The 18,237-nt window shown below is 60.9% G+C and carries 13 protein-coding genes; 5 read left to right on the forward strand and 8 right to left on the reverse strand.

Annotated features, from left to right (window positions below; genetic code table 11):
• Nucleotides 1–228 precede the first annotated feature (228 nt).
• Nucleotides 229–2,190: a putative bifunctional diguanylate cyclase/phosphodiesterase gene (locus E4662_RS15180; RefSeq protein ID WP_136442433.1), complete on the forward strand. Its 1,962-nt coding sequence runs from the start codon at nt 229–231 to the stop codon at nt 2,188–2,190.
• A 24-nt stretch (nt 2,191–2,214) separates the two neighbouring features.
• Here E4662_RS15180 and E4662_RS15185 read toward each other — a convergent pair whose 3' ends face one another.
• The 5 genes from E4662_RS15185 to xylF form a co-directional block, all read right to left on the reverse strand.
• Nucleotides 2,215–4,875: a CheR family methyltransferase gene (locus tag E4662_RS15185; RefSeq protein ID WP_136442434.1), complete on the reverse strand. Its 2,661-nt coding sequence runs from the start codon at nt 4,873–4,875 to the stop codon at nt 2,215–2,217.
• Nucleotides 4,876–5,055: 180 nt separating this feature from the next.
• Nucleotides 5,056–6,357, reverse strand: a complete 1,302-nt coding sequence (gene xylA, locus E4662_RS15190; protein ID WP_136442435.1) for a xylose isomerase — start codon at nt 6,355–6,357, stop codon at nt 5,056–5,058.
• A 60-nt stretch (nt 6,358–6,417) separates the two neighbouring features.
• Entirely contained in the window at nt 6,418–7,170 is a 753-nt protein-coding gene (locus E4662_RS15195; RefSeq protein WP_136442436.1) for an ATP-binding cassette domain-containing protein, read from the reverse strand.
• Between the two features lie 12 nt (nt 7,171–7,182).
• A complete protein-coding gene (locus tag E4662_RS15200) occupies nt 7,183–8,448 on the reverse strand; it encodes a sugar ABC transporter permease (RefSeq protein ID WP_136442437.1) in 1,266 nt (421 codons plus the stop codon).
• A 144-nt stretch (nt 8,449–8,592) separates the two neighbouring features.
• Entirely contained in the window at nt 8,593–9,597 is a 1,005-nt protein-coding gene (gene xylF / locus E4662_RS15205; protein WP_136442438.1) for a D-xylose ABC transporter substrate-binding protein, read from the reverse strand.
• A gap of 227 nt (nt 9,598–9,824) precedes the next feature.
• Between xylF and E4662_RS15210 the strand changes: the two genes are divergently transcribed.
• Both E4662_RS15210 and E4662_RS15215 read left to right on the forward strand, forming a co-directional pair.
• Nucleotides 9,825–11,096 carry an ROK family protein gene (locus tag E4662_RS15210; protein WP_136442439.1) on the forward strand — a complete coding sequence of 424 codons (1,272 nt, stop codon included), beginning with the start codon at nt 9,825–9,827 and terminating at the stop codon, nt 11,094–11,096.
• Nucleotides 11,093–12,583 (forward strand): CRTAC1 family protein, encoded by a 1,491-nt coding sequence (locus tag E4662_RS15215; RefSeq protein WP_136442440.1) that lies wholly within the window; start codon nt 11,093–11,095, stop codon nt 12,581–12,583. The genes E4662_RS15210 and E4662_RS15215 overlap by 4 nt, the downstream gene beginning before the upstream one ends.
• Before the next feature lie 23 nt (nt 12,584–12,606).
• Here the strand turns inward: E4662_RS15215 and E4662_RS15220 are convergent, their stop codons facing one another.
• Both E4662_RS15220 and E4662_RS15225 read right to left on the reverse strand, forming a co-directional pair.
• The gene (locus E4662_RS15220) at nt 12,607–14,226 is read right to left on the reverse strand and encodes a putative bifunctional diguanylate cyclase/phosphodiesterase (RefSeq protein ID WP_168797992.1); all 1,620 of its coding nucleotides are present in this window, start codon (nt 14,224–14,226) and stop codon (nt 12,607–12,609) included.
• Between the two features lie 110 nt (nt 14,227–14,336).
• Entirely contained in the window at nt 14,337–14,834 is a 498-nt protein-coding gene (locus tag E4662_RS15225) for a hypothetical protein (protein ID WP_168797993.1), read from the reverse strand.
• Between the two features lie 303 nt (nt 14,835–15,137).
• Between E4662_RS15225 and E4662_RS15230 the strand changes: the two genes are divergently transcribed.
• Nucleotides 15,138–15,830, forward strand: coding sequence for a hypothetical protein (locus E4662_RS15230; protein WP_136442443.1), 693 nt, complete (start codon nt 15,138–15,140; stop codon nt 15,828–15,830).
• A gap of 140 nt (nt 15,831–15,970) precedes the next feature.
• Nucleotides 15,971–17,353, forward strand: coding sequence for a DUF3179 domain-containing (seleno)protein (locus tag E4662_RS15235; protein ID WP_136442444.1), 1,383 nt, complete (start codon nt 15,971–15,973; stop codon nt 17,351–17,353).
• Here the strand turns inward: E4662_RS15235 and E4662_RS15240 are convergent.
• A complete protein-coding gene (locus E4662_RS15240; RefSeq protein ID WP_136442445.1) occupies nt 17,326–18,219 on the reverse strand; it encodes an amidohydrolase family protein in 894 nt (297 codons plus the stop codon). The two genes, E4662_RS15235 and E4662_RS15240, sit on opposite strands and share 28 nt — an antisense overlap.
• Between the last annotated feature and the right edge of the window lie 18 nt (nt 18,220–18,237).

The raw sequence follows: 18,237 nt of genomic DNA on the forward strand, positions 1-18,237 counted from the left end.
TTCCAAGCAGGAAATTCAGCAACGCGTCTGGTCTGGTTAGGGCTTTGTTTACCATTCTTCCCGACCCTGATCGTTAACACCTTTTGTTATTTGTTTTGCGGCAAGCGATGCGGACAGGAGTGAAGGGAATGACCGATCGGATTGCATGTTTCGCATCACGTTACGTGTGTGTCCTTCCCGCTCGATGTTTTCCTGTGCAGACGTTTCGCGTAGCCAGGAGGCTCTGACATGCAGGAGCTGGGATCAGTCGGGATTTCTGCGGCCGAACGAGAGCTCCGGGCAACACTGGTGAACGTCGCGGATGCCATTCGGGGCATGTCCGAAGCCGATGGCGTGGCGCTGGCTGTCTCGGGCGACCTGAATGACGGCGTGCCCCTGCGTGTAGCGTCCTGCACAACCGCCGAGACGCGTGTCTTCCTGCTCGACGCATTGGAAAAAGCCAGCCAGGTCTCGCCCGGCGCGCGTATGTTCAATGGCTCAAAGCTGGCGGAGTTGCCCAGCCTTCTTGCCCGCGACGAAGAGATCCTGGTCACGCTGCATGATTGCTTCTCCGATCTGCCTGCGGTCTGCGGCATGCGTGGCTCGGCCTTGAATTTCCATCTGACAGTTCTGTTTCGTGGGTTTGACCATTTGTCGGAAACGCGAAGGGTGGCTTGCGAGCAGGGATTTGCGCTGTTGTCGGCGATGATGTCGCAATGGCGTGAGCGCTGCATGGCAGAAGCGGAGCGCGAAACCACGTTCCAGGAGGTTTTGCGGTATCGGCGCCGGGCGGAACTCGACGGGTTGACGCTTGTCGAAAACGCGGCTTCCTTCAAGTCGATTGCCGAGAAACGGGTCGCGCGGTGTCAGGGTGAGTTGGCCTTGGTTTTGATTGATCTCGATGACTTCAAGTCGATCAACGACATCTACGGCCATCAATTTGGGGACACGTATCTTAAGGCAATTGGCCGGTCGCTTGGCGGCTTGAGCGCGCTCGACGCGGTGGTGGGGCGGATCGGCGGGGACGAGTTTGCCTTGCTGATGGAGGCAGCCCGGATCACGGACAGCTATCTGCAAATCATCCTGCATCAGATCAGTGCGAAGGTGCAGCGCGACCTCACCAACCTGAAAAAGCCCGGGCTGGGCAAGATGAGCATGGGGGTGAGTGTTTTCGGACGGCACGGTACCACGTTCGAAGACCTGTTCCAGCGCGCGGACGCGGCGCTCTATGCGATCAAGGCCGATGGTCGCAATGGCGTGGCGATCTTTGATGAGGCCGAGCATGGTCAGTACGATCGGTATTCGCTCGGCCAGCGGTTTGATCAGGCGCTCGAACGTAATGAAATTGTTCCGTTTTTCCAGCCGATCATCAGCTTCAAGACCGGGAAGTGCACCGGCTTTGAAATGCTCGCCCGATGGAACGACAAGGAGCAAGGTCTGCTTGCACCTGCTTCGTTCAGCGGCATTTTCAGCGACCATGTCCATGCCGAGAAGCTGACACGGATCGTGGCGCTGAGAGGCATGGCAATGCTGGCGGAGGCGCGGGAGCAGGGGCGCATGGCGCATGCGACGCTCAATCTCAATGTCACGCATTTTGACCTGATGCGGCCGGAGTTCGTGTTTGACCTGCAGGAATGGCTCGGCAACTTCGATATGGACTGGGGCTGTCTGAAAATCGAAGTGACAGAGCAGACAATGCTGGGCGACATGGAAGGGCAAGTGTTCCGAACGCTGTCCGAAATCCGCACGCGCGGCGCGCAGGTGGCGCTGGACGACTTCGGAACCGGGTACGGCGGGCTCCAACACCTGTCGAGTTGGCCGGTTGACGTAATCAAGATCGACCGAAGTTTTGTCTCTGCCATGGAGAACACGGAGCGGGGCAGGGCGGTCGTCAACGGGCTTTGCCGGATCGCCTTGGATCTGGGTTTGGACGTGGTGGCCGAAGGCGTTGAAACAGCGGAGACGCAAAACATCCTGATGGACATGGGTTGCGGGTTTGGGCAGGGCTACCTGTTCGGCAAACCGGTGCCGGCGGCGGACACTCTGGCAGTCTGGGACAGGATCAACGCGCAATCTGCGCCGCAGGCGCAGGCAGCCAATCCGCGCGGCGATCTCAGGGCCAAGATCCGCGCGTCCCGGGCCGGGGATGCAGGTGATACCGAGCTGTCCGAAACCAACTATCTGCGCTGTGGCGGCACGAAGACAAGCTGACTGCGACCGAGGTCCGCTGCATCTCTACTTGTCGGCGCTTGCCGCCGGCTCGATATCGCCGCCCTGCCGGAAAATAACCAGAACACCGCGGTCACTTTTCCGCGTCTCGCCTTCGACACGGCCATGGACTTCGACGCGCATGCTGACGCCCTGATATTGTCCGGAGCGATGTTCCGGCTCGCCGGTTTCCAGAACCCGCCGCGCCACCTCATCGAGATCAACGAAGTCCAGCCTCGGGCCAATCACAGAAAGCTTTCGTCCGAAATCATGCGGCTCCAGACCAAACCATTCGGCCACAAGCAGACTGTGACGCTGTACAAGCAAATCCCGGTCAAGGAACATCGTACCGATCCGCAGCAGTTTCAGCACGTTTTCCGTCTGGTCGTTGAGTGTCGACAGCAGATCGATCTTGCGCTCGTGCTCCGAGCTGACGGTAATCAGCTCTTCATTGACCGCATGCAGTTCCTCGTTGGAACTCTGGAGTTCCTCGTTCGACGCCTGCAATTCTTCGTTCGAGGCCTGCAATTCCTCGTTGGACGCCTGAAGCTCTTCGCCGCTGGCCTCCAGCCGTTCGGTCACATGCTGAAGCGTTTCTTCGGTGAATTTCAGGTCGCGCTCCAACTCCTGAATGCGCCGGGCGAGGATGTCGGTATCGTCGTTTTCCGAAACCGCAACAGGATCATCCGTGTCGAGACCCTTTGTATCATCATCGTCCAGCATGAAACGCAGAAGGACCGGTGCCGGTTTGCTCTTGGTATCCAGCGGTTCGATGATGAGGGTAAACTTCTGCACACGCCCTTCGCCAAGGTCCGCAGTCACCGCCCGGTGTTGCGGGGCGTGATCGCCAAGGCGCAGCTTTTCGATGCCAATGCTGATCGGGGCCTGCAGGTCCGGATGAACAATGTCTTCGACCGTCCAGTCTGCGAGATTGTTCTTGGTGTCGATAAAGGCGGAGGCCGCGCCAAACCAACTCAGGACCTCGCTTTCGGAGGTGATCAGGATCGAAGAGGGGGCATAGCGTTTGAGAAGCGCGTTGTAGCTTTTGATCAGCGCGTCCCGATTGCGCCCGCCCGGTTCCACGCCGCGCCGCGGCACCACGTAGCGGCTGCTGGTTTCCTCGTCCTCATGTTCAACCGTGGCGATGCGATGGGCGAGCCCCATGCGATCGGAGATGAAGTTGGCGCTGAACGGACGGCTTGAGACAACCTTGCGGAACAGGCGCCAGCGCCCGTTGATCGTGTCGAACTCCGACGAAAAGGCGCCGAGCGTCTCCGACGGCCCAAGCATCAGGATGCCGTTCTTGCGCAGCCCGAACAGGAACATCGACACAACGCGTTTCTGCGCGTCAGGGCGCAGATAGATCAGCAGGTTCCGGCAGGAAATCAGATCGAGATTGAGGAACGGCGGATCGTTCAGCACGTCGTTGACGGAGAAAATGATCTTCTGCCGCAAGGATGGCTGCACCACGTACCGCTCGCCATCGCGGCGGAAATACCGGTCCCGCAGCTCTTCGGGCACATTTTGCACCGTGGCTTCGTCGTAGACCCCGGCCGAGGCAATGTCGATGGACCTGCGGTGAATGTCCGTTGCCAGGATTCGGAAGTCCTGCGCATGTCCGGCGCTGCGCAGGGCTTCAGACAGTTCGATTGCAATCGTGTAGGCTTCCTCGCCGCTGGAACAGCCCGGAACCCAAATGCGCAATGGCCGGTCCGCCGCGTATTCGGAAACCATCGGCTCCAGCACCTCTTCGCGCAGGGCGCGAATGCTTTCGGGATCGCGGTAGAACTCTGTCACGCCGATCAGCAGGTCATGGTACAGGGCGTCAAGCAACCCGTCGTCGCTGTGCAGCTTTTCGACATAGCTGTCGAGCGAGGTTTCGCCGCGCAGGCTCATCCGCCGCAGAATGCGCCGGTTGACGCTTAGGGACTTGTAGGACGAGATATCGAGATGATGTTTGCGCTCCAGCAGGGACATGATCGACCGGGTGGCGTCGCCTGAGAAAGGATCGCCCCGGTCCGCCTCCATCGGCTTGGTCAGGCTGTTGATCACAAGGTCCGGGATGTCCCCGGCTTCGGCCACGTGATCGACCACCCCGAGATTCATGAGCGAGCGGGGCATGGAGGAGAACGTGGCCTCGGACGGAGATTGAACAATGACGGTGCCGCCTGCGGCGTGCAGCAACTGGCCGCCCATGCTGCCATCCGCGCCGGACCCGGAGACAACCACGGCAACGGTACGCGCCGGATTGCGCAGGGCCAAAGAGCGAAACAGCGAGTCGATCGGGGAATGCGGCAGCTTGGAGTCCTGATCGTAGGGCGTTGTCTTGAAGAAGCCGTCCTTGGTCACGGTCGCAAGCGTGTTGGGTTTGTTCAGGAAAATCGTGTTGGCTTCGAGCGGCAGCTTGTCTTCGATGTGCTTGATGGTCATCGACGAGCGCCGTGACAGCAGCGAATCCATCATCGAACGATAATCGGGCGAGAGGTGCTGAATGACCACGAAACACCAGCCGCGATCCACCGGCGCGTTCTGAAAGAAGGCTTCCAGAGGTTCCAGCGCTCCGGCAGAGCCGCCAATCGCGACAACCGGGATGTTTGCAGGATCGACCTGAGGGGGCGAGCCCGTAGTGTCCGCAGATTTGCCCTCACTTACTGGCGCGGTTTTCTTGGATTTCCTGCCAGAGTCCATGATCGTCCGATCCTGAGATGTTTCACGTCCCGTAGCGTAAAGCGATGCGGTGTGGCAAACAAGGAAACATTGTAAGGATGCGAGGGGTTAACAGCCTCAAGTTGGGCCGTTTTGCTGTGGGGCAAGGGGAGACCGCCCACAATGCGGGCGGTCGTGTCGTTCGCAGGATTGCCACCTGCCTCAGAGGTAGCGGTTCCAGAGGTTTTCCAGGCGCTCCTGACGGCCGGAGCGTGGCTCGGGGTTGATACCCTCGGCGCGAACACGGGCTTCGATGCTTTCCAGATCGGAAGTCATCAGTGCCTTGTTCTCGGCCTTGTCCCAATCCGCATAGCGCGCGGCGCGGGCCTCTTCGAGACCGCCATCTTCGAGCAGTTTTGCCGCCGCCTTGAGGCCGCGCGCGCAGACATCCATCGCGCCTGCGTGGCCAAGGATCAGGTCCTCGGCATCGAGCGACTGTCGGCGCAGTTTGGCGTCGAAGTTGGTGCCGCCGGAGGTGAAACCGCCCGCTTTCAGAACTTCGTAATAGGCCAGCGCCACTTCCGGCACGTTGTTCGGGAACTGATCGGTGTCCCAGCCGGATTGGTAATCGTTCCGGTTCATGTCGATGGACCCGAGCAAACCCAGCGAGCCAGCCATGGCCAGTTCGTGCTCAAACGAATGCCCGGCGAGGATCGCGTGACCCTGTTCGAGGTTCAGCTTGACCTCCTTCTCAAGACCAAAGCGCTTGAGGAAGCCGTAGATCGTGGCGACGTCGTAGTCGTACTGATGTTTCGACGGCTCCTGCGGCTTCGGCTCGATAAGAATCTCGCCCTTGAAACCGATCTTGTGTTTGTAATCGACCACCATCGACAGGAACGCGCCCGCCTGTTCCGCTTCGCGGTTCAGGTCGGTGTTGAGCAGGGTCTCATAGCCCTCGCGCCCGCCCCAAAGCACATAGTTCGCGCCGCCCAGCTTGTGGGTGGCATCCATGCAGGTCTTTACCGTGGCCGCCGACCAGGCGAAAACTTCCGGGTCAGGGTTCGTCGCCGCGCCGGACATGAAGCGGCGATGGGTGAACATATTTGCGGTGCCCCAGAGCAGCTTGGTCTTGGACGTCTCCATCTTCGCCGCGAAGTAATCGACGATCTCCTCAAGGTTGCGCGTGTTCTCGGCAAAATCCGCGCCCTCGGGCCGCACGTCCGCATCGTGGAAGCAGAAGAACGGCACGCCGAGACGATCGTACATCTCAAAGGATACATCGGCCTTCATTTTGGCGGCTTCCATACCCTCACCAAACCAAGGGCGGTCAAAGGTGCGCCCGCCAAAGGGATCGCCACCTTCCCAGGCAAAAGAGTGCCAATAGGCGATGCCAAAACGCAGGTGATCCTCCATCCGCTTGCCCATGACGATCTCGTCAGGGTTGTAGTGACGGAAGGCAAAGTCATTGTCCGATTCCGGGCCTTCGTAAGCCAGTTGCGGGATGTTGGCGAAAAAGTCGGTCATGGGTGTCTCGTTAATATAGTGGTGGACCCGCCCCGTATCATGGGGCGGGCAGGGGCAGGATCAGGCGGCTTCGCCCGGGGTCTTGCCAAGGATGATCATGCCAAGCAGGTCATCGTCGGTGACATCGGGAATGTTCACCGTGCCCACCAGCTTGCCGTTTTTCATCACGCTGGCGCGGTCACACAGTTCCATCACCGCATGCACATCGTGGTCGATCAGGAAGATGCCGATGCCTTCGGCTTTGAGCTGTTGGATCAACTCTGCCACCATCTGCGTCTCATGCGGACCAAGCGCCGCCGTGGGCTCGTCCATGATCAGGATGCGCGCGTTGAAATAGACCGCGCGGGCAATAGCCACCGACTGGCGCTGACCACCCGAGAGGGCAGAGACCGGCGCGCTGAACTTCTGGAAGTTCGGGTTGAGGCGGCCCATGATCTTGCGGGTCTCGGCTTCCATCGCGTCATCGTCCAGCGTGCCCGCCGGCGTCATCAACTCGCGCCCCAAAAAGAGGTTCGCCGCCGCATCGAGGTTATCCGCCAGAGCAAGCGTCTGATAGATGGTCTCGATGTTGTACTTGCGCGCATCGCGGGGGTTGTGAATCTCGACCTTTTCGCCATTCACATAGATGTCGCCTGTGCCCTGATAGGCGCCCGAGAGCATCTTGATCAGGGTCGATTTGCCCGCGCCGTTGTGCCCCAGAAGGCCCACAACTTCACCCGGATAAAGATCGACCGAGACGTCATCCACCGCGTGGACCCCACCAAAGGAGATCCGCATGTTTTTCATTTCCACAAGGGGCGTTTGCTTGTCCATCTTGTGTTCTCCTTATTGGCCGGTGCGACGGCGGTAGACGATGTCCACCCAGACGGCGAAGACCAGAACGATCCCGACAACGATGCTTTGCAGCGGGGCGTCAACGCCGACGGAGGCCATGCCCGATTGCAGCGATTGCATGATCAGCGCGCCGATAACCGCGCCGTAGATGGTGCCAAAGCCTCCAGAGAGGGCGGTGCCGCCAATCACAGCCGCCGCAATCACGCGCAGCTCATCGAGCGTCCCAAGGCCCACGTCCACCGCGTTCAGGCGGGCAGAGGCGATGATCGAGGCAATGCCGGTCAGCGCGCCCATGAGGGCAAAGATCTTGACCGTCAGGAGCCGGGTGTTGATGCCGGAGAGCTCCGCCGCTTCGGGGTTGCCGCCGGTGGCGTAGATATAGCGGCCAAAGCGGGTACGCTGGGCGACAATGGTCATGACAACCGTGACGGTCAGCAGGATCACCACCGGGATGGCGACGCCGTGGTACCAGACCATACCTTCGGTCAGTTCGATCCCTTCAGAGCGGGCGATGCGCTTCATCGCCCCCTTGGCGATCGGATAGCTGTTCATCACCCAGACGAAGCAGAGGATCAGACCAGCGGCGAGGCTTATCAGGATGCCTTCGGCCCAGACCGGCTTGACGGCAAAGCCATGCCCGGCCTTGCGGCGGCGGCTCAAGAGCATGAGGACAACCGCTGCCACCGCCGCGACAATGCCAAAAATCCAGCTCAGCGTTTCGCCCAGCGTGCCTTCGGCGCCGCCGCCCATCAGGCGGAAGGTGGTGTCGAGCGGAGCTTGCGTCTGGCCCTTGGTGACCCACCACATCGCGCCGCGATAAACAAGGAAACCGCCCAGCGTCACGATGAAGGCAGGCACCGCGAGATAGCCAATGATCCAGCCCTGAAATGCGCCAAGCATGGCGCCCATGGCAATGGCGGAGAAAGCCGCAATAATCCAGATAGACCAATGACCTAGGCCGAAGACTTCAGGCAGCACCTGAACTTGCAAAGCGGCCACGGTCATGCCGATGAAACCCAGCATGGAGCCGACCGAAAGGTCGATGTGCCGGGTCACGATAACAAAGACCATGCCGGTGGCCATCACCGCAACCGAGGCGGTCTGGACCGACAGGTTGAACAGGTTGCGCGGGGTCAGGAAACGCCCGCCGGTGATCACGTCGAACACGATCCAGACGACGACAAGCGCCCCGATCATGCCGAGCAGTCGGGTATCGATCCCGAGCTTTGAAAAGAAGGATTTTGAGTTTTCTTGCATCAGAACCAGGTCCCGGATCGCAGTGTCGAAAACGCCCGTACCGTCCGGCTGCGGCGCCTGCCGCATCGGTTGGGGAGAGGTGCATTTTCTTAGGAAAGGTGGGGGTCCCCCGGCCAAGGGCGGGCCGGGGGCGGTGTCATCGGCTTACTGGCAGACGGCCAGTTCAGAGCCTGCGCAGAGCGCGTCTTTTTCGATCCAACCGGCGTCGATCACGACGTTCAGGTTGTCCGCTGTGATCGGAACCGGAGCGAGGAACATCGAGGTCATGGTGGTGCCGCCCGGAGACGTCCATTCCATGGCGCCTTCGACGCTTTCGCCTTTGGCCAGAGCCACGGCGATCTCGCCTGCGGCCTTGCCCAGTTCGCGCGCGTCTTTCCAGACAGACACGGTCTGGGTGCCGGTGGCGACGCGGTTCAGAGCGGCGTGGTCACCGTCCTGACCGGACACCGGCAGGCCTTCGAGGCCCTGAGCGGTCAGAGCCGCCACAACACCGCCTGCGGTGCCGTCGTTGGAAGCGATAACCGCGTCGACCTTGTTGTCGTTGGCGGTCAGGATCTGCTCCATGTTGCGCTGTGCGTTCGCCGGAACCCAGCCATCGGTGTAGGCTTCTCCCACGATGGTGATGTCGCCCGCGTCAACGGCGGCCTGGATGATTTCCTGCTGGCCACCGCGCAGGAAATCTGCGTTCGGGTCGGTGGGGGAGCCCTTGATCATCACGTAGTTGCCCTTGGGCATGGCTTCGAGAACGGCGCGGGCCTGCATGCGGCCAACTTCGACGTTGTCGAAAGTCAGGTAGAAGGCGCGGCTGTCTTCGATCAGACGGTCATAAGCGATGACCGGGATCTCTTCGTCCGCGGCTGCCTGAACTGCCGGGATCACCGCTGCGGTGTCCTGACCGAGGATGATCAGCGCGTCTGCGCCCTGAGCGATCAGCGATTCAATGTCCGCGAGCTGCTTGGCAGACGAGGACTGCGCATCCGCGGAGATGTAGGATGCGCCAGCGGCCTCAAGCGCGCTTTTGATGGCTGCCTCATCGGTCTTCCAGCGCTCTTCCTGGAAGTTGGACCAGGAAACGCCAACGGTCTGAGCCGAGGCCGTCACGGCCATGGCAAGGGTCATGGCCGCGCTGGCCAACAAAGTCTTGTACATAAGTTCCTCCCAAGTTGCCCGTCCATCGGGCATGCCCCGGCTACTGACTCGCCGAGTATGCGGTTACTGTGTCGCTATTTAATTCAGGTGTCAAATTAAATTTCCGCTGCGGGCTTGCCAAAACGTCATTTTTCTAGTCTTGATGGGTGTGTTGGTGCTGTTTTTGTCGGCATCTGCGGTAGAAAAGCGTTAATTTCTTAACCCGCTAAAGCAAAGGCAGGTCCACCATGCAGAACCTTTCCGGCGATATTGATGCCATAGTCGAAGGATGTGGCCCGCTTCATGCGCCGACGGAAGATACGGTGCGGCCATTGCGTCAGCAGGTCTTCGAACACGTGCGGGCACGTGGGCAGGTTCCGCGCGTCGCGGTGGCCAAGGATCTTGCGGTCAGCCCGGCCTCCGTCACCACCATCACCTCCGAACTGATCGAAAGCGGCTTTCTCGAAGAAGTGCAGTCCCGCAAACAAGGTGAGACAGGGCGCGGGCGTCCCGCAGTCGCCCTGCGCGTGCGTCCGGGCGCGCGGCATGTCATGGGATTGAAACTGGCGGATCGCCGGAACACGGCCGTGATTGCCGACCTGTCCGGCCAGGTCATTGCCAGCGCGGCCGCACCGCGTGAGTTGCAGGCCCTGACCCTCGAACAGTTGCTCGATGACGTCGATGCGCTGATGCACAAGGTCTGCGCCGAAGCGGGGCTCACACCGGCGGACCTTTCCGGCCTCGGCCTTGGCATCCCCGGCTTTATCGATGGAACGAGCCGCCGGATGCTCTGGTCTCCGGTGTTGCAGGCGCGGGATGCGGACATCACGGGACCGCTCGAACAGCGCCTGGGGATCCCGGTGCAGATCGACAATGACGCCAACCTGCTGACCCTCGCCGAGCTGTGGTTCGGCGTCGGGCGCACCATTCCGAATTTCGCCGTTGTCACGATCGAACAGGGCGTCGGCATGGGGTTGGTGATCAATCAGCGGCTTTATCGCGGTGCGCGTGGCATGGGCATGGAACTGGGGCATTCCAAAGTGCATCTCGACGGCGCGCTTTGCCGCTGCGGCCAACGCGGGTGTCTGGAGGCCTATGTGGCCGATTATGCCCTTGTCCGCGAGGCGCGCACGGCGCTGAACCTGCCGGATGTTGAAGGACCGTCCGTGTCATCTTTGCTTGAAGCGTTGCTTGGTCAGGCCAAGTCCGGCAACCCTGCGGCGCATTCCATTTTCCGGCGGGCCGGGCGCTACCTTGCGCTGGCGCTGGCGAATGTGGCCAACCTGTTTGACCCGCAACTGATCATTCTGGCGGGGGAGCGGATGAGCTATGACTATCTTTATGCCAATGAAACCCTGCGCGAGATGAAGACCATGGCGCTGGATACTGGGCGCGCGCCACCGCGCGTCGAAATTCACGCTTGGGGCGACATGGTCTGGGCGCGCGGCGCGGCGGCATTGGCTTTGGATCATCTGACCGAAAGCATGCTCGGCCATGCGCGGGAGATGGCGGCGCAATGAAGGCGGGGCTTGTTCTGGCCGTGCTGGCCGGTCCCGCGCTGGCGGAGCCGCGCTTTGCCGATGACCGGGCGGGCCTGCCGATCGAGCATGTTTATTCGGGCGGTTGGGAGCATTTTGTCGGCGGCGGCCTGGCGGCCTTCGATTGCAACGGGGATGCTTTGCCCGAGCTGTTTGCTGCGGGCGGCACGGAGCCGGCGCGGCTCTTTGTCAATCGTTCCGAGACGGGAGGCGCGCTGCGGTTCGGACTTGGTTCAGTGCCTGAATTAAAAGGCGTGACCGGCGCCTACCCGCTGGATTTTGACAGCGACGGGCATCTGGACCTTGCGGTGCTGCGTGTCGGCCTGAACCGGATTCTGCGCGGCATGGGGGATTGCCGGTTTGAGGATGTGACCGAAGATTGGGCCCTGCCGGAGCGCGACGCATGGACCACCGCTTTTGCGGCCACATGGGAAGGGACGGCGGCTTGGCCGACGGTATTCTTTGGCAACTACGTTGATCGTGCAGATCCCGACGGGCCGTTTGAGGCATGCGACTCCAGCGATGTGATCCGTCCGGGGCCTGAAGGGTTTGGCGCGGTGGAGGTCGTCGCGCCCGGATTTTGCACGCTGTCCGCATTGATTTCCGATTGGCAACGCAGTGGCACGCCGGAACTGCGGCTCTCGAATGACCGGCATTATTACGTGCGGGGCGGCTATGAGCAGATGTTCCGCCTGTCGCCTTTGGAGGAGCGGCAGGATTGGGCAAAGGTGTCGCTCTGGGGCATGGGAATCGCGTCCCGTGATCTGACCGGGGACGGGTTGCCGGAGGTGATGATGACCTCCATGGGCGACCAGCTTCTGCAATTCAATCGCGGTACCGGTTTCGAAGACGCGCCTTATGATCAGGGTGCGACGGCCCACCGGCCCCACACCGGGGAGGATGGACGCCCTTCGACGGGATGGCACGCGGAATTTGGCGATGTGGACAACGACGGCCGCGCGGATCTGTTTATCGCCAAAGGCAACGTGGATCAGATGCCGGGCATGGCCATGCAGGATCCGAACACGCTTTTGCTTCAGCGCGCGGATGGTACCTTCGAGGAGGTTGGTGCAGCGGCTGGCATCGCCACGATGGACCGGGCCCGTGGCGCGGCGCTGGTGGATCTGAACGGCGATGGGCTTCTGGATCTGGCGGTGGTCAACCGGCGCGCGCCGATGGAGCTTTGGCGCAATGTGACGGAAGGGGCAGGGCAGTGGACCGCCGTGACCCTGACGCAGGACGCCCCGAACCGCCGCGCGGTTGGGGCCTGGGTCGAACTGCGCTCTTCTGAAGGGCAGCAGGTGCAGGAAGTGACGATTGGCGGAGGCCACGTTGGCGGCACCGCCGGTCCTCTTCATTTTGGTCTTGGGCAAGCCGACGCGGCTCAGGTTCGGGTGACCTGGCCGGATGGGAGCGTCGGCCCCTGGCAGGACGCGTGGATCGGCGGCGTGACGGACATCCGGCGATGAAGGCTGCGCCTCGGTGTGAGGGTCTAAGCGATGCGGCTCTCCTGATGTGACAGGGTTTGAAAGGCGCCGGGACGCGCCCAGTAAAACCCCTGACCCTGCGCGATGCCGAAACGGCGAAGCGCCGCGACCTGATCCCTGGTTTCGACGCCTTCGGCGACGCAAGTGATCCCAAGGGTTTGCGTCAATGCCGCAATACTCTGCACGACGGCCCGGCTTCTGGGACATTTGTCCAGTCCGTTCACGAAAGACCGGTCGATCTTGATCTTGGTGATGGGCAGATCCTTGACCAGAGACAGGGAGGAAAACCCGGTGCCGAAGTCATCAAGCGCGAGATGGAACCCGGCCTGCCTCAGGCGACCGAGATTGGCGAGCGCTTTGGTCTGGTCCCACAGTTCAACGGATTCGGTCAGCTCAATGCAGAAGTCTTCGGCTTGAAGCCCGAACCGATGCAGGATCGCGGTCAACCGATCCGCCAAATTGTCGAGGCCCAACGTTTGGGCTGACATGTTGACGGACCATTGCAGGCGCTCGCGAAACCATGGGCGCGACCCGGCGATCATTCGCGCGGTTTGGGTCAGCATTGCCAGATCGACCTTGGAAATCGCGTTTGTGGCCTCCGCTGCCGGAATGAACTCGGATGGCAGAATGACGTTTTGCCCCATCGAGACGCGGCACAGGCTTTCCGCGCCAACGGTTTGCCCGTTGGACAGATCAACGATGGGCTGGAAATGCGGCAGCAGATCCGTTTCCGAAAACGCGGTTCGAAAATAGCGGGCCCAGTTGCGATGTCTCGCGGCTTCGCGGGGCAGGGCGGAGCCGCCGTTCCTGCGCGTGCGTTTGTCCTGATACATGCGCATGTCGGCGGTATCGACCAGTTCTGACAATGTGGTGCCGTGCTTTGGGAAAACGCTTTTTCCGATGCTCACGGTCATGTCCAACGTGGCGTTGCCAATGAGAATGGATCGGCCACATTCCGACTGAATCTCACCTTGAAGAGACGCGCTGTCCTGTCCCGGGACATCGGGCACAATGGCTACGAACTCATCGCCTCCATAACGCACGGCGGTGCTGCCCAATGGCAGGACGCGGGAAATGGCAGATCCGATCTCCCGAAGCACGGCGTCTCCCGCCGCGTGGCCCAGTTGATCGTTGACCGATTTGAAGTCATTGACGTCGATCACGAAGAGCGAAAAGCGCTCTCCGGCCTCTGTGGCGGGGCCGGAAAACTGGTCAAAACAGTCTTCGAGATACCGGCGGTTGAAAAGCCCGGTCAGAGCATCGGTATAAGCGCTTTGCGCGATGCGGTTGACCTCACTGCAGGTCTCGCCCCTTGGGATGGCGACGGCAAAGAACGTCTCGGGCATGTCCCGGAACGGCCCGCTCAGGGATAGAACCAGTGACAGAAGACGGCTGCGGCCCGCTTTGTCCATGATCGCGAGGTCCTGAACGCATGTCCCGTCACCGGTGGCGTTTGCTACAGCGGTTTCCCAGTTGGCGACGGCAAACCGGTCTTGAAACGCCGCAAGCGGACGGCCGGTGCATTGCGCCTCCGTGATATCCAGAGTGCGGCAGAACCCGATGCTGGACCTCAGGATCAGCCCGTCTGCGCTGAGCAGAAGCGCTATGCCCCAGCTGTTTGCCACACTGCTCCAAGGGTCGCCTTGGCAAAAAGCGGCACAACTGGGCGCATAGTGGCAATCCTTCGGCGTCTCGTCTTTCATGGCTCTACTGGCTAGTCAGGCTGTGGCTGGAGTTATGCGCTTTGGCTGGTTCGTCGGCCTTCCGGCTGCAGGTTGCAGCCGTTCTGCAACCAGGTTGCGCTGTCAGACTTGGCACCCAGCGCTGGTTGCGTGTCGGCGCTTGCAGGGACGTGTCCAAGGGCATCGGGATGAAAGGACCGTGAGAAAAGCCCGAAAACCCGACCGGACACTTTTTGAAACCAGACAATCGCCCGCTGTACACCGTTTCGCGCGGATTGCAGAGAGACGCGCACGCCATCGGCATGGGTCTGCGGCCCAAGCCGGAACGGACCAATCAGTGATATAATCTTTTGCGAAAGCGAGATCGGCAGAAACTGTTTGAGAAGAGAGCGCATGTCCTGGTTGAGCGCCTCGTCAATTGTGATGGCCTCGGAGAACCGCGTATTGTTTCGGACCGGTCCAAAGCGCAGCTCGATATGGTCAATGTGCCACACGCCACTTGCAATGTCGCGGCACAACGACATTGCGACGACTTTCTCTTTGCCCGCCACGGTCTTCCTCCTGTCTCGCTCTCTTTACGCAAGGGCAGGCTAATTCGATGATGGTAAATGACAGGTTAATTGTCTGACCGGACATAGGTTTTCTGATAACGATAAGGTGAAGTGGAGCAGGGGTTTCCGAGGGCGGCCGCCTGTCCGGGAGATGACCTTTCGCGTAATCAGCCGTTGGGCAGTCAATCGAATGGTCAGGGAACGGTGGCCAATCCATGGCTTGGTTAACGGTTTGTTAATCGATTCCTGTCACGGACCCTTGGGATTTTAGCGCAACTTACGCGAAAGCAGTTTGAGGTCGAATTGTCAGGAACTGTATTAAACGGCGCGAGCTTCTGGCTCACACGCTCGGTTGACGAGCGCTCCGGTGACCTTGGCGATTGGCGTGTTGCTCGGGTCGAGCACAAGTCAAACCATCTCAAGGTTGATTACCATTTCCGGCAAACTGCCCCGGCTGAAGAGTTGTTCGACGCGCTCCTCTGGACAAGCCTGTGTCACTACCTGCCGGATGCGAACGCCGTGCAGGTTCTGGCGTCCCGGGATTACTATATTTCACTCCCCGAAGCGCAGCTCATCGGATTGCGGGTGCATGGCGGTATGGCAAAAGACGGGCAGCAGCGCGTTCTCGTGACGTTTCGGGAGCTGTATGGATCGCTCCGGGGTGTCTTCAGACCCGGGCGGGAGCCAAACCTGCAAATGGACAGCAATTGCGCCATTGCCACGCGCGCGCTCTCCGATCTGGTTGTGCCGATCCTGAATCTCGCGTCTTTGCCGCCCGAACTGCTTGGCAAGGGTCTGCACGAGGATTTCGAAGCGGAGTTGCGCAAACTGAGAGACAGGAAGGAAGAGCTGGAGTTTTACTCGGGCCTGCTGTCCCGATACGTGTCGCAGTCCGTAACAGACCACAGCGCAGATGCCGAAGAAAGAATACTGCGGCGCAGCCGGGTCGAGGCGTTGATGGGGCTTGCGCCAAAGCCGGACGTGCGTCTCAACTAAGCCTTCTGCATCAACGGAAACTTGATCCGACTGTGATTGGCCGCACTTGGATCACCGGCGTACAGTCCTCATGCAAAATCAACGCGAGCGGGCCACAGGTCGGCGGCGGTCGCGCGTGAACTCAAATGAAGGGCGGTCAAATGGCTATAGCACATCAGTTTTCCCGGGGCGTTGTCCTTTCGGTCAGCCTTCTGAGTGCCGCGCTGTTTGGTGTGGAGGACGCGCAGGCGCAGCAATCCGGCGGACTGCCGCAGCATGTGCTTGATACCTTTGGTGCGCCGCCAGACGTGCCCGGTGGTCCGCTTTCCGAAGGGCTGCAATCGGCCATCAAGGTGGGGTTTGTCGACAGCATCACCCAAAACGCCTGGGGGCCGGATCAGATCGTGGCTATGCAGACAATCGCGGGCTCTGAAGATCCGCGTGTGGCCTGGATCATCAGCGACATGCTCCGGTTTATCACCAATCCCGGCATCGAACGGACACTGACAGAGGCCGCTGCCAGCCTTCTGCAAACCGAGCTTCCGGCGTTCAACAGCTGGGGCGCGGTGACGGATCATCTCATGGCCTGGGACATCCCGGCGCCACCGGGTTACCTGCCGGTCAAACGGGCGATTTTCACCAGTGTGGTCCCCGGTTGGGACAAGCTCTTTGTCGAGGGGGACATTGACTGGCGGCATGTGTCCTGGGGCGGCGTTCTGATTGATGATCGGGATTTTGACTGCACCGATGAAGCATGCAACTGCATTCCCGCCGCCGACAATCCGGAAGTGAGCCTGGCGAAGGACGCGACTTGGCTCGATGACGACGCCATAGTGTTTGGCGTTGAGGTGAATGGGGAATACCGGGCCTATCCGCGCCGGATCATGGAAGTGCGGGAAATGGTGAACGACACGCTGGGAGGGCGGGACCTTGGCATTCCCTATTGCACGCTCTGCGGCGCGGCGCAGGCCTACTTCACCGATCAGATGCCTGCCGGGGTTGAACGGCCCGTGCTGCGCACATCTGGCCTGCTGATCCGCTCCAACAAGGTCATGTACGACATCAACACCCATTCGGTCTTTGATACCTTTCTTGGAAAGGCCGTGACCGGGCCGCTGGCGGAGCGCGGGCTTAAGCTGGAGCAGGCCTCTGTGGTCACCACCAGCTGGGGAAGCTGGAAAGAGGCACATCCCGAAACAACGGTGCTGGTTGAGGCGCTGGCGCTTGGTCGGGACTTTGATTTCCGGAACACGCGTGATGCGGATGGGCCGATTTTCCCGATCGGGGATGTGGATCCGCGCCTGCCGGTGCATGAGGACATCATCGGAATTGTAACGGCCTCTGGCACGCCGATTGCTTTCCAACGCAGCAAAGCCATTGCGGCGCTGTCGCGGGGGGAGCAGGTCGGCCACGAAGAGGTCGCCCTACAGCTTGATGCCGGCGGGGTGCGGGCCGTTGACGGGCAAGGGGTTGATGTTGGCAGTCATCAGGCGTTCTGGTTCGCATGGTCGCAATTTCATCCGGAAACCGCGCTCTGGCCGTGAGCCGTGTGGTCGCTTTCGCCCGCGTCCAGCCCGTAAAACCGAGATGCAGTTTCGCCAAAAACCGCTGCGCGATCTGCGGCGCTCAGACCGCCAAGCAGGGTCTCTGACACTTCCCGCCACGCGGCATAATCTCCGGCGAGGTTGAGCACCGGCCAGTCGCTCCCCCACATCACGCGGGTTGGTCCAAAGCTGTCCAGAACGTGCTCTGCCACCGCGCGGAGCCTTTCGGCGTTCCATCCCGGTCCGGCTTCATTGGCCAGTCCGGAGAGCTTGCAAAAGACATTCGGCAATTCGGCGAGCCGGGACAAACCTTGACGCCATTCATCGCCCGGATCAGCCCCGGCCGCGATGACGGGCTTAGCGCAATGGTCAATCACGATGGGCAGATCCGGCAGACTGGCAGCCACCTCGCGCAGCACATCCAGATGGCGCGGCGTGATCAGCGCATCGAGCCGCAGTTCGCGGTCAGCAAGGGCTTTCAGGCCTGCGATGACCTTTGGCTGCGCAATCCATCGCGTGTCTTCGATGTCCTGCAACATCGGGCGTACCCCTTTGAATTTGGGGAATTTTGCGAGCCGGTCGAGGGTGCCCGGCGCGGATGCATCCGTCAGGTTGACCCAGCCGACGACGCCTTTGATGAAGTCCGTTTCCTCGGCCAGGGACAGCAGAAACTCCGTCTCCGCCACCGTCGCGGCCGCTTGCACCACCACCGTCCCGGTGATGCCGTGGCGTTGCAAATGCGGGGCGAGATCGCCGGGCAGACTGTCATGTTGGATGGCGGCGACGTCTTCGGTCATCCAATCGTAATCGCCACGGGCGATCTGCCAGAAATGCTGATGCGCATCGATGTGCCGGGTCGGTGCCATGGGGGGGGGCCTCGATGA

This window comes from Pacificoceanicola onchidii (assembly GCF_004804335.1).
GTDB classification, from domain to species: domain Bacteria; phylum Pseudomonadota; class Alphaproteobacteria; order Rhodobacterales; family Rhodobacteraceae; genus Pacificoceanicola; species Pacificoceanicola onchidii.